The 12554-nt window shown below is 40.6% G+C and carries 10 protein-coding genes and 1 pseudogene; 9 read left to right on the top strand and 2 right to left on the bottom strand.

Annotation, left to right across the window (positions count from 1 at the left end):
• Positions 1-67: 67 nt before the first annotated feature.
• From CALPO_RS0107695 to gndA, 5 genes are all read left to right on the top strand, one after another.
• Positions 68-733, top strand: a complete 666-nt coding sequence (locus CALPO_RS0107695) for a hypothetical protein (RefSeq protein WP_026486793.1) — start codon at positions 68-70, stop codon at positions 731-733.
• Between the two features lie 27 nt (positions 734-760).
• Positions 761-1618, top strand: a complete 858-nt coding sequence (locus CALPO_RS0107690; RefSeq protein WP_026486792.1) for a MurR/RpiR family transcriptional regulator — start codon at positions 761-763, stop codon at positions 1616-1618.
• Positions 1619-1707: 89 nt separating this feature from the next.
• Entirely contained in the window at positions 1708-3228 is a 1521-nt protein-coding gene (locus CALPO_RS0107685; protein ID WP_026486791.1) for a gluconokinase, read from the top strand.
• A 17-nt stretch (positions 3229-3245) separates the two neighbouring features.
• Positions 3246-4562, top strand: coding sequence for a gluconate:H+ symporter (locus CALPO_RS0107680; RefSeq protein ID WP_026486790.1), 1317 nt, complete (start codon positions 3246-3248; stop codon positions 4560-4562).
• A 24-nt stretch (positions 4563-4586) separates the two neighbouring features.
• Positions 4587-5987, top strand: coding sequence for an NADP-dependent phosphogluconate dehydrogenase (gene gndA, locus CALPO_RS0107675; RefSeq protein ID WP_026486789.1), 1401 nt, complete (start codon positions 4587-4589; stop codon positions 5985-5987).
• Positions 5988-6288: 301 nt separating this feature from the next.
• Here gndA and CALPO_RS13560 read toward each other — a convergent pair.
• Positions 6289-7665 (bottom strand): annotated as a pseudogene (locus CALPO_RS13560) (amino acid permease); the annotation flags it as partial.
• Between the two features lie 227 nt (positions 7666-7892).
• On the opposite strand from CALPO_RS13560, the gene CALPO_RS0107665 reads away from it, so the two are divergent.
• Positions 7893-8117 (top strand): hypothetical protein, encoded by a 225-nt coding sequence (locus tag CALPO_RS0107665; protein WP_026486788.1) that lies wholly within the window; start codon positions 7893-7895, stop codon positions 8115-8117.
• A gap of 63 nt (positions 8118-8180) precedes the next feature.
• Here CALPO_RS0107665 and CALPO_RS14215 read toward each other — a convergent pair whose 3' ends face one another.
• Positions 8181-8579 (bottom strand): helix-turn-helix domain-containing protein, encoded by a 399-nt coding sequence (locus tag CALPO_RS14215; RefSeq protein ID WP_051585918.1) that lies wholly within the window; start codon positions 8577-8579, stop codon positions 8181-8183.
• Between the two features lie 568 nt (positions 8580-9147).
• Here CALPO_RS14215 and CALPO_RS0107655 point away from each other — a divergent pair.
• From CALPO_RS0107655 to CALPO_RS0107645, 3 genes are all read left to right on the top strand, one after another.
• Positions 9148-9960, top strand: a complete 813-nt coding sequence (locus CALPO_RS0107655; protein WP_026486787.1) for a sugar phosphate isomerase/epimerase family protein — start codon at positions 9148-9150, stop codon at positions 9958-9960.
• A 66-nt stretch (positions 9961-10026) separates the two neighbouring features.
• Complete coding sequence (locus tag CALPO_RS0107650; RefSeq protein ID WP_026486786.1) at positions 10027-11241, top strand: substrate-binding domain-containing protein; 1215 nt, start codon at positions 10027-10029, stop codon at positions 11239-11241.
• Positions 11242-11319: 78 nt separating this feature from the next.
• A complete protein-coding gene (locus CALPO_RS0107645) occupies positions 11320-12492 on the top strand; it encodes a levoglucosan dehydrogenase (RefSeq protein ID WP_026486785.1) in 1173 nt (390 codons plus the stop codon).
• The last annotated feature ends 62 nt before the right edge of the window (positions 12493-12554 follow it).

Below are 12554 nucleotides of genomic sequence, written 5' to 3'. Positions count from 1 at the left end.
GGTTTTTGGTAAAATTGTAGAGACATAAGGATAAATTCTCAAATGATATAGGGGGAAAGCCGAAACCATGGATAAAATATACCTTGAGCGCTATAACGGTTATGCCCGCTATGTCTGTACCTGTTGCAATCATTGCAACAGTAAAATGGGGATAAGTTACTGCAGTGTAAAGTTGCGTGGATGTTGTTCATATTTTCCTAAGTTTGAGTTGATAGATGTACACAGGATGGTAAAGTCTATGGAAGGCCTGCATGTGCTGGAGCGCATAGTCAATAATCCTGGTACAGTGGTTTACAACTATTATTTGCACGCAACAGGGTATTTTGATCGGGAAGGTTATTTGAATTATTTAAAAAACGCTCAGGAAGAGGTGGACGTAAAGGATAAAAGCATATTCTTTCGGGCGTGTCCCTTTGTAAAAAGCGGTTATGGGTGCACGCTACCACCGGCTTTTAGGAATTACGTGTGCAATTTCTTTATCTGCGACGAGGTTATGAATAATGTGGACAAAAGCGATGTCATGCGGAAATACATTGAGGAGCGTTCCAGATATGCCAGGTGGGTACAATGGGAAAATCTGTCGCTGGAGAGAATGCTAAGGGAGAATGACCTGGATTTTAAGCGGGATTTTGATGGTACTATAAGCTTTTTACAGGATATACCTCTCGATCTTTATGAATTCCCTTGCTTAGAGGAAATAAATATACTGGACGAAGACAGTAAAGGCGCGTAGGTGGCATGATTAGGGGGTTGTAGCTTTATGAATGAAAAAACAGGATACGATTGTCTGGCGAGGATAAGGGCTATTTTTCCTAAACTCAACGCCGCGGAGAAAAAAGCCGCGGCATACATACTGGAAAACACGGCGGATATTGTGCATTTTACCATAACTGACTTAGCCGAGAAATGCGGCGTAAGCGAAGCCACTGTTTTTAGGTTGTGCCAAAAGCTGGGATATAAGGGATATCAGGATTTAAAAATAAACCTGGCATATTTGGTAGTCAAGCCTGTGCAAAATATCCATGAGGAGATAAACGAAGATGACGACATGTACATAATAAAGCAAAAGATTTTAAATTCCAATTTGTACAGCTTGGAAGAGACGATGAAGTTAAACGATGATAAGGTGTTGGAAAAAGCTGTGGATTTTATGTTGCAGGCCAATCAGATACTATTTTTCGGCATGGGCGGTTCTGGCGTACTGGCATACGATGCGTATCATAAGTTTATAAGGACGGGAATAAGGTGCGAGGCCAGCAGCGATGGGCACTGGCAGGCGATGTACGCCTCTTTGGCGCAACAAGGCGATGTGATAGTGGCCTTTTCAAATTCGGGCAGCAATAAAGATCTGGTTGAATCCGTAAAAATAGGGAAAGAAAATGGCCTAAATATCATCTCTATAACCGGCAACAGCAAGTCTCCTTTGGCAGAGGTTTCAGATGTGGTATTAATTTCTTATGGAAAAGAATCTGCGTTTAGGAGTGAAGCTATGGAATCCAGGATTTCGGCGCTTGCTTTAGTGGATTGCCTGTACGTGGGTGTGGCCCTCAAGCGCAAGGAAGACACGTTGAAAAACCTTTACTCTATAAGAAAGGGCATAGCGGTTAAAAGGTACTAACGTAAGAAAAATATTTTCATATTGATTTCAAATAGCCCGAGTGATATAATAATTATGAAAATATTTTTTGTCGAGTGAGGCGATGATTTATGGACTATATAGTAGCTGTAGATATAGGTACGACAGGTACCAGGTCTATAGCGTTTAACCGTGAGGGGGTGATTATTTCCAAAAAGGTCATTGAATACCCTATATACAATCCCAGGCCTACGTGGAGCGAACAGGATCCTGAAGAAATATTTAAGGCGGTTTTAGAATCCATAAAAGATGTGGTGGCGGAAAACGATTATTCTGGAAATAAGCTTGCTGGAATAAGTTTTAGTTCAGCCATGCATAGCTTGCTGGCCGTAGACCATAGGGGAAACCCTTTGACAAGGTGTATAATCTGGGCTGACACCAGAAGCGAAAGTTATGCAAGGTTGATAAAAGAAAGCGGAGCAGGTCATTCTATTTATATGAGGACAGGGACGCCAGTGCACCCCATGTCACCTCTATGCAAGCTTTTGTGGATGAAAGATAATGACAGGGAAGTTTTTGATAAAGCTTATAAATTTATATCAATAAAAGAATACGTTTTTTACAAGTTGTTTTCTAAATATATAGTGGATTATTCCATAGCATCTGCCACAGGATTGTTTGATATTTATAAGCTAAAGTGGGACGATGAAGCGCTTAACCTTATCGGTATATCGCCTGATAAGTTGTCAGTACCTGTACTTCCCACGTATATCGTCAAAGGGTTAAAAGATGAATACGCCCGCTATTTGAACATAGATAAAGGCGTGCCATTTATAGTAGGGGCCAGCGATGGATGTTTATCCAATCTGGGCACCAACGCCGTAAAGCCTGGTGTGGCTGCGGTTACTATAGGCACCAGCGGTGCGATAAGGGTGGTTTCCCCAAAGCCGGCATCGGATCCCGAGGAGAGAATATTTTCTTACATACTCACGGAGAACCATTACGTACTGGGAGGTCCCGTCAATAACGGGGGTATAGCGCTGAAATGGTTTAAAGATAATTTTTATCCCCTGGAGGCCAAGAGTGCAGAAAAGGAGAATGTGAATTTCTACGACGTGCTAACGCAAAAAGCAGGGGGTATTTCACCGGGTGCCGGTGGATTGGTGTTTTTGCCTTATCTTCTGGGCGAAAGAGCTCCTCACTGGAATGCCAATGTGAGAGGTGTTTTCTTCGGGGTAAATATAACCCACACCAGAGAGCACTTTTTAAGGGCTTTGATGGAAGGAGTGGTATACGGCATATACAGCGTGGGAAAAGCCCTGGAACAGGTTACAGGTAGTGTAGAGAAGATTTATGCTACAGGCGGCTTTGTGAGATCGCCGTTGTGGGTTAAGATTTTATCTGACGTTTTTAATAAGGAAGTCTTGATAGCAGAGAGCTATGAAAGCTCGTGCCTTGGCGCAGCTGTTTTAGCCATGAAATCCCTCGGCCTTATAAATGCGATTGAAGATGTAGAGAAGATGGTTCCTGTATCGCAGACGATATATCCTGATAAGGCCATCCACGATATTTACTTTAAACTGTTTGAGATATATGAACGCTTATACGATCATCTAAAAGATGAATTTGTTAATATTATAAATTTACAATAATAGAGGGGGGATTTATTATGCCAATAGTAGTTATTGTGCTGGGTGTTGTCCTGTTGCTGATTTTAATGATGGGCTTTAAGCTTAACGGTTTTCTTTCGTTGATAATTGTATCGCTGGCAGTTGGTATAGGAGAGGGTATACCTATAACAAAAGTTATCGCTTCTATTGAAAACGGTATGGGTAGTACCCTTGGGTCTCTCGCATTAGTTGTGGGCTTAGGCGCTATATTAGGTAAACTCATGGCTGAAGGTGGAGGAGCACAAAAAATCGCTAATACATTGATAAACAAATTTGGGCGTAAGAATGTTCAAATAGCCATTGTGGTTACAGGGTTTATTGTAGGTATAGCGCTGTTTTACGAGGTAGGGCTGGTGCTTTTGATCCCCCTTGTATTTACGTTAGCGGCTACGGCCGATATTCCGTTAATATATATAGGCTTGCCTATGACCGCCGCCCTCTCTGTAACCCACGGATTTTTACCTCCACACCCTGGAGCTACTGCGGTGGTTTCGGTGTATAAAGCTGATATTGGGCTTACGCTGCTGTATGGAATACTAGTAGGTATACCTGTAGTCATATTAGCCGGGCCGGTTTTCGCTACATATGCTAAGAGGTTTAGCCGCGGTGTACCTGAAAATCTTTATAAAGCCCAGGCGTATAAAGAAGAAGAGTTGCCTGGCTTTTGGATTAGCTTATTTACGGCGTTAATACCTGTCATATTGATGGCATTAGCCACTGTCGCCAAGTTGACGCTGCCGGAAAATTCAAATATCAGGTCGGTTTTGAGCTTTATAGGCGATCCTGTTATGGCGTTATTGATTGCGGTGATAATTGCGATCTTTACTTTTGGGCTGAATAGAGGTAAAAAGATAAATGAGGTCATGAAGATTGCGGAGGCGGCGATAAGCTCTATAGCTATGATACTGCTTATTATAGGCGGTGGAGGTGCGTTCAAGCAGGTATTGATAGACAGCGGCGTGGGTAAATATATAGCAGATGTCGTAAAGCAATCCAACTTTTCGCCACTGTTTCTCGCATGGCTTATTGCCGCAGCGTTGAGGATTGCGCAGGGTTCTGCTACAGTAGCGGCTATAACAGCAGCGGGGATTATGGCCCCTATAGTTGCTGCCTCAAATATAAGGCCAGAATTGATGGTCTTGGCTACAGGAGCAGGGAGCTTGATATTTTCACATGTTAATGACCCTGGTTTCTGGATGTTTAAGGAATTTTTTAACTTAACCATAGGTGAGACCTTTGCCACATGGTCTATCATGGAGACCATTATATCAGTAGCGGGATTGATTGGAGTACTCTTTTTAAACATGTTGATTTAAAAAATGCAGTAAGGAGTGATTTAGATGTACGCAGATATCGGCGTCATTGGACTTGGCGTCATGGGACAAAACCTCGCGCTCAACATCGAGGAGAATGGCTATTCTGTGGCGGTGTATAACCGCACCGAAGAGGTAACAAAGGATTTTGTGGAGAAATTCGGACAGGGCAAGAGGATTTTGCCTCAGTACACCTTGAGTGAATTTGTGGCCTCTCTTAAAAAGCCGAGGAAAGTATTGCTCATGGTTAAAGCCGGCGGGCCGGTGGATATGGTTATACAATCCCTTGTGCCTTTGCTGGACAAAGGGGATATCGTCATCGATGGTGGCAATTCCTACTTTAAAGATACTGTTCGAAGGTATAGAGAGCTTTCTGAGAAAGGAATTTTGTTCCTGGGGACAGGGATTTCGGGAGGAGAAGAAGGAGCCAGAAAGGGCCCCAGCATTATGCCAGGGGGTTCAAGAGAAGCCTGGGATCAGGTCAAGGATATATTGAGAAGCATTGCGGCAAAGGTAGATGGTGTCCCGTGCTGTGACTACATAGGGCCTGATGGGGCCGGTCATTACGTTAAGATGGTACACAACGGCATAGAGTACGGCGATATGCAGCTTATAAGTGAAGCCTATTTCCTCATGAGAGAATTGCTTAAAATGCCTGTAGACCGCATACGGGATGTGTTTATTAAGTGGAATGAAGGAGAATTAAATTCTTACCTTATACAGATCACAGCAGATGTACTGAGCAAAATAGATGAAGAGACAGGATTGCCTCTTATAGACGTGATTTTGGATACCGCTCAGCAAAAAGGTACAGGCAAGTGGACGTCCCAGGAGGCTTTAGAGATAGGGGCGCTGGCGCCCACTATAGCTGAGGCCGTGTTTGCACGGTTTATTTCAGCGAGAAAAAGCGAAAGGGTAAAGGCATCTAAGGTGTTAAAAGGTGTGCAGCCTTCTTTTGATGGCGATGAAGAGCGGGTTATCGATGATATACAAAAAGCGCTGTATGCTTCTAAGATATGCTCTTATGCCCAGGGTTTTGACATATTAAAGCTGGCTTCTGAAACGTACAAATGGGATTTAAACCTGGGGAATATTGCGCTGTTGTGGCGGGGAGGATGCATCATAAGGGCACAGTTTTTGGACAGGATAAAACAAGTCTATGATAGAAATGCGGACCTGGATAACCTGCTTCTAGATCCCTATTTTAAGGAGTCGATTGAGAAGGCCATGGATGGCTGGAGAAGGGTAGTGGCTTTAGCGGTGCAGAATGGAATCCCTGTGCCGTCCTTTGCATCGGCTTTGGGATATTATGATTCTTATCGAAGAGACAGGTTGCCTGCTAACCTGATACAGGCTCAAAGGGATTACTTCGGAAGCCACACTTATGAGAGGATCGACAAAGAGGGCGTATTTCATACACAGTGGTAGAAAAAAATAAAGGGAGAGGGCTCTCAAGTATTAGGCCACACCGAATTTATGGCTTTTTAGAATGCTATAGAGCCGGTGTGGCTCTAACAGTATGTAAAGCACGTAGCAAAACAAATTTTGCCCACTGGGGACCTACAACCAGCTTATGGAAGAGTTTGAATATATGTCATTGTGGTAATTGCCTGAATATGAAACGAATAAAAGGCTGCTGGAGGATATCCAATAGCCATATTCTAAACATACTCTGACTAAAGAATGCTTCAAGAAAAATGGGGCCAGAGGGTTGTCTGTTCCAGGAATGTTATTTTTGCGTGTTTAATACGCTGTGATATCTGCTATAAGCAAAATAAATTATCAATCCTACCAGCATCCATATCCCAAACCTTGCCCATGTAACCCAAGGTAAACTTGCTATGAGATATAAACTGAACGCCATTGTAAGAGGTGCTACCACCCATACAAAAGGCACTCTGAATTTTCTCTCAGCATTTGGCATTTTTACTCTCAACACCAATATACCTATAGATACAATTACGAAAACAGACAATGTACCTATATTGCATAGCTCGATTATTATATCCAATGGTAAAAAACCTGCAATTATTGCTGCTATTATACTTGTAATAAGTGTGTTAATATGAGGAGTTCTATATTTCGGATGGACATGTGAAAAAACTTCTGGTAAAAGTCCATCTCTTGCCATAACCATAAATATTCTTATTTGACCGTAAAGGGTTACGAGGAGCGTAGATATCATACCAACAGCAGCGCCAGTAGCTACCAAAGCGGATCCCCAGTTAATTCCAATACTTCTAAGAGCACCAGGGAGAGCATCGTTTGGTATTATTTGCTTATAAGGTACTATGCCAACTAAAACGACGGCAACTAATATATAAAATACTAGTATTAACACCATAGCAATCATGAGCCCTAAAGGAACATTACGTCTTGGATTTTTGGTCTCTTCTGCGGCGGTAGATACGGCGTCAAAACCTATATATGCAAAGAATATGGTGGCTGCGGCTGACATTATACCTTTCCAACCATAAGGTGCGAAAGGCGTTAAGTTAGACAATTTTACATGGCTAAAGCCTAAAAAAATGAATAAAAGTATTACAGAGATTTTCGCGAGTACTATTATATTGTTAGTTGTTGCGCTTTCTCTCACCCCTATATACAAAACCCAGGCGACAAATGCTGTTATTAAAATAGCAGGTAAATCCATTAATCCTCCCCATATAGGAGGTTTCGTTATAATTTCCGGTAAAGTTATGCCAAAAGATTTTAAAAGCCCCACAAAAGTACCTGACCAGCCAGAGGCCACCGCGCTGGCTGCCACTAGATACTCTAAAAGCAAGTCCCAACCTATAATCCATGCTATAACTTCACCAAAAGCTACGTAAGAGTAAGTATAGGTACTTCCAGCCACAGGAAACATCGTGACCAATTCAGCAAAGATAAATGCAGCCAAAACAGCAGTTATACCGCCTATAACATACGAAATTATAACACCTGGACCGGCTCTTAATGCTCCTTCACCAGTTGCTACAAATATTCCGGTACCTACGACAGAACCTATCGCCAAAGCTGCAAGGTCGATTGCTGTAAGTTTTTTGTTTAAACTAGTATGTTCCGCTGCTTCAAGTAGCTGATCTACTGTTTTTTCCCGAAAATATTCATTAAAAAGCCCCCTACTTTGAAAATTTGCCTAATAGCAAGTCCAATTTTTGTATAAAAATTCATCTGGCTAGAACCAGGTGTACCTATAATCACCGCTTGGCCTATTATACCACTTCTGGCTGTGTAGGGGAATAGTCAGTAGCAAAAAATATGAAAAGACGATAGCATTTCAAAAAGCCATCTCAATTATTCCTAATGGATAGTAAAAAAGAGTAAAAAATACTTGTGGATAAATTTGATGTTTTTATCGCGGATGGAATAGGAAAGAATATGTGGAGAGGCAATGCCAACGGTGTGGGCACCGCGGATTTTACCATTCGTCGGCTGTTTGATAGGATGAGGTTTGATCAGACATATCCAAATGCCCTTACTTCTACAGTGGTAGGCCCTGTTAAAGTGCCAATGGTGGTGGATACCGACATTGAGATACTGACTGAGCCTTTTGTTTAATTGTTTGTGTTGTTTGCGCGATAAAAAGAGCTTGCAGTATGCTGTGAGCTCTTTTTTATGCGCTTATTTTTTGTTATTGATTTCACGGTATGCTTTTAAACCTAGGAGGAATAGATGTAATAGTTCCTTTTCTTTGGCGTTTAATTTCCCTATATCTTTAATGATGTTGACAGCATCTTCTCCTATTAAATAATTAATGTATTTCAATTCACTTTCTTTGATAATTACATTTTCGTTTAACATTTCGTCAATGGTATTTTCTCTTTTACCGACGAGGAAATCGATGCTTACACCATATACCTCAGCGAATTTTTTAAGCATGTCGGGGTCAGGTGTTCTTTCTCCTCGTTCATAGTTGGAAAGCGCCGCATTTGTTATTCCAAAAACTTTTGCTGCATGTTTTTGAGTCCATTCTTTTTTTTCTCGTAGCCGCCTCAGCTTTTGGCCTAGTGTTTTATCCATAGTCGATCACCCGTTTCCTATATTTTCCTTATATATCATCATAGCATCAAAATAAGTTTAGATTAAAAATATTAAACAAAATGAAAAATTACTCTTGACATTAACATTATGTTTAAATATAATAAAAATAGACATTGACGATATGTAAAAGTTACAAAGCGAGGTAAACGTTAAGTCAAATAGCTATGATGAACAAAAGATAAAGTAAAAGAAGGAATTAACGTTATCATACTTTGGTTTTCTTAGGATTTCCTCCGTATTACACTAGATTTACTATATATAAATTAAACAAAAATTGGAGGAATTCCTTTGAAATTATATAGCAGAACCCTCTTATTTTATCGTAAATTTGAGGTTCTGTAAAAGCTTATAAAAATTCTAGAAGGGAGGTTGAGTTTAAGTTAGATAAGATGTCAAATAAAAAATATTTCCCATAGTTTATTTATAAAGATCCGAAATAAGCTCGCTCAAATGAACTATGGGGAAAAAGAGTATTTCGAACAATATGAAAACTCTATGAAAAGTTATTTTGCTTTGCGATGAAAAAAATGAGGGAGGAATACCTAATATGAAAGTAGGTTATATGACTAATGCGTGGGGAGATGTTGTAGGACATCCAGCTGGTGTTACATCTGTTAAGGATCTCTTTTATCTTTCTACAGGATCTATAGAAGAAGCTGTTAAGTCAATTTCAAGAGCAGGGTATGAAATGATCGAGATATTTGATGGTAACCTTGCCAAGTATGCTAATAACAAAAAGGTTTTCAACGACTTTTTAAAAGGTTTGAATTTAAAGCTTTTAGCAGTATACTCAGGTGCAAATTTCATATTTGATGAAATACTTGAAGACGAATTTTATAAACTCGAAAAAGCTGCATCTCTTGCTGCTGAATTTGGCGCCAAACACTTCGTTGTGGGTGGGGGTGCAATTCGTTCAAAAGGCATCAAAGAGGATGACTACAAAAAACTGGCTGAAGGACTGGATAGAGTGATGGAATTATCCAAAAAGTATGGTCTTATTGCAAGTTATCATCCACATTTAGGAACTATTACTCAAGGACCAGATCAACTCGACAAGCTTATGTCACTTACAAAAATAGACTTATGTCCTGATACAGGTCATATAGAAGCGGGTGGAGGAGATTCTGCAAAGGTTGTGGAAAAATACAAGGAGAGGATTAAATATATACATCTTAAAGATTATTACAGAGGTGGTTTCTATCCCTTAGGAAAGGGTCAGGTAAATTTCGATTCTATAATAAATACGTTGTTGAATTGCGGGCATGAAGTGGATTTCACTGTTGAAGCTGATGGTTACAATGGAGCTCCGGAAGAAGCGGCAAATGAGTCGAGTAAATACCTTTCGCGCATATTCAAATAGATTGTTGTCTTATCCTTTTATTAGCAGATGAGGCTTATGAATTTAAAAGAAGGGAGGCGAATTTAAATGTATAAAAGAAAAGTTAGATTTATGGCTTTGTGCTTAGGAATTATATTTAGCTTCTCGTTTGCAGGTTGTGGAAGTAGTTCCCGAGTGTCGTCTAGTCAACCGCGATCTGTACAAAATAAGCAGTCAGAGGCTAATGCTTCTAAAACCCCTGCAACACAAGCGAATACTTCTGAGCCGACAAATAGCAATGCTAGTTTAAATGGTGCGATTTTAAGTACTGGACCTCATGGAGAGAAGGCAACCCCAGCAACGTCTTTAAAGCTCACGGATGAAGAAATTGCAAAAGTTAGAGCAGGTAAATATACCGCTGCTATAGTGCTTCATTATGCAGGTAATGACTGGTCTACTGCTCAGGTCCAGGGTCTAAAGGATACATTCTCAAAATTAGGAATAAAGGTGGTGGCAGTGACTGACGCCAATTTTAAAGCTGAAAAACAGGTTTCTGACATAGAGAGTGTAGTAGCACTAAATCCCAATATAATAGTAAGCATTCCTGTCGACCCAGTTTCTACTGCGCCCGCGTATAAAAAAGCCGCTGAAAAGGGAATTAAATTGGTGTTCATGGACAATGTTCCGAATGGCTTAAAACCAGGTAAGGACTATGTAAGTGTAGTTTCTGCCGATAACTATGGAAATGGTGTTGCAGCTGCAGATATTATGGCAAAGGCGTTAGGGTACAAGGGGAAAATTGGCGTAATATACTATGATGCCGACTTTTTTGTAACTAATCAAAGAACTCAGGCTTTTGAAAGGACTATTAAAGCAAAATATCCTAATATAAAGATAGTTGACCGTGGTGGATTTAATGATCCTAACAAGGCAAGTTCAGTTGCTGATGCGATGCTAACAAAACACCCTGATCTTAATGGTATTTTTGCAGTATGGGATGTGCCTGCAGAAGGTGTAGTAGCTGCGGTTAAGGCAGCTGGCAGGAAAGACCTCGTAGTGACAACAACTGACCTGGGAAATAATGTTGCTAGGATGATTGCAGAAGATGACTGTGTCAAAGGGGTTGGTGCGCAACGGCCTTATGACCAGGGTGTTGCTGAAGCTACATTGGCAGCATTCGCGCTATTAGGGAAACCAGCTCCTTCATATGTTGCTGTTCCATCTTTGGCGGTAACTAAAGATAACGTCCTTGAAGCATATAAGCAAGTTTATCATAGGAATCCACCAGAAGCTTTAATAAAGGCTGTGTCAAATACAAAATGATCCTTGGCATAGGGGTATTAAATTTGACGCAAAAATCAACTTAAATAAAGATTAAAATCAAGTGGAGGGGTGTAAGTTATGAAGAAATTTAATATTGGTTTAATTGGAGCGGGATTTATGGGTAAGGCTCATGCAATGGCATACGCTACTATGCCCATGTTTTTCTGGCCGGCGCCAGGTATACCGGTGAGGAAAATAATTGCTGACATTACAGAAGAAACTGCTAAAGATGCTGCAGCAAGGTTTGGGTTTGAAAAATATACTTCAGATTGGAGAAAAGTTATTGAAGACCCTGAAATCGATATTGTAGATATAGCAACTCCAAACGACACTCATGCAGAAATAGCTATTGCTGCTGCAAAGGCCGGAAAGCACATTTTCTGTGAAAAGCCGATAGCTAGGACTAGTGAAGAAGCTAAAAAGATGTATGAAGCAGTAAAGAATGCTGGTGTTAAAAACATGCTTGCGTTTAACTACAGAAGGACTCCAGCTGTTGCTCTTGCAAAGAAATTTATTGATGAAGGCTCGTTGGGAAAGATCTTGAACTTTAGAGGCACTTATCTACAAGATTGGTCTGCGGATCCGTTATCTCCACTTTCATGGAGATTCCAGAAGGCCATTGCAGGTTCTGGAACACTCGGTGATATTGGGACGCATGTAATTGATATGGCAAGATATCTTGTAGGTGAATTTGATGAAGTGATGGCTACGATGAAAACATATATAACAGAAAGACCAGTGCAACAGGGTACTGTTGATAAGCTCGGTACGGTAAAATTAGATAATAGTGTTAAAAAAGCACCAGTTGATGTGGATGATGAAGTATCTTTCATGATAAGGTTCAAAAATGGGGCTGTAGGGAGTATTGAAGCTACAAGAAACGGATGGGGAAGAAATAACTTTATAACATTTGAAATACATGGTGAAAAAGGTTCAATTTTCTTCAACTATGAAAGAAGAGACGAGTTGCAGGTGTACTTCGCTAGCGATCCTGCTGATAGGCGTGGTTTCAGGACAATATATACAGGACCGGCTCATCCATACGGAGAAGCTCTGTGGCCAATCCCAGCGTTAGGTATAGGCTACGGTGAAACTAAGATAATTGAGTGTCATGATTTTATTAAATCTATAGTAGAAGACACGGAAGTTTCACCGAATTTCGAGGACGGTTACAAAATTTCTTTGATATGCGATGCAATAATAGAATCATCTGAAAAGCAGAAATGGATTAAGGTAAATTTTAATAAATAAATTTTAGCCCCCATTTTGGGGGCTAAGAGTTGTTTATATTCAATTTTGTAAAGGTGGTAGGC

It is taken from the genome of Caldanaerobius polysaccharolyticus DSM 13641, from assembly GCF_000427425.1.
Classification (GTDB): Bacteria; Bacillota; Thermoanaerobacteria; order Thermoanaerobacterales; family Caldanaerobiaceae; genus Caldanaerobius; species Caldanaerobius polysaccharolyticus.
Note: the sequence above shows the minus strand (reverse complement) of the source record. Positions and strands in the feature narration are given on the sequence as shown.

What these genes read in the sequence shown, in the direction of transcription:
- CALPO_RS0107695 (WP_026486793.1), top strand. Translation starts at nt 68, where the DNA reads ATGGATAAAATATACCTTGAGCGCTATAACGGTTATGCCCGCTATGTC.
- CALPO_RS0107690 (WP_026486792.1), top strand. Translation starts at nt 761, where the DNA reads ATGAATGAAAAAACAGGATACGATTGTCTGGCGAGGATAAGGGCTATT.
- CALPO_RS0107685 (WP_026486791.1), top strand. Translation starts at nt 1,708, where the DNA reads ATGGACTATATAGTAGCTGTAGATATAGGTACGACAGGTACCAGGTCT.
- CALPO_RS0107680 (WP_026486790.1), top strand. Translation starts at nt 3,246, where the DNA reads ATGCCAATAGTAGTTATTGTGCTGGGTGTTGTCCTGTTGCTGATTTTA.
- gndA (WP_026486789.1), top strand. Translation starts at nt 4,587, where the DNA reads ATGTACGCAGATATCGGCGTCATTGGACTTGGCGTCATGGGACAAAAC.
- CALPO_RS14215 (WP_051585918.1), bottom strand. Translation starts at nt 8,579, where the DNA reads ATGGATAAAACACTAGGCCAAAAGCTGAGGCGGCTACGAGAAAAAAAA.
- CALPO_RS0107655 (WP_026486787.1), top strand. Translation starts at nt 9,148, where the DNA reads ATGAAAGTAGGTTATATGACTAATGCGTGGGGAGATGTTGTAGGACAT.
- CALPO_RS0107650 (WP_026486786.1), top strand. Translation starts at nt 10,027, where the DNA reads ATGTATAAAAGAAAAGTTAGATTTATGGCTTTGTGCTTAGGAATTATA.
- CALPO_RS0107645 (WP_026486785.1), top strand. Translation starts at nt 11,320, where the DNA reads ATGAAGAAATTTAATATTGGTTTAATTGGAGCGGGATTTATGGGTAAG.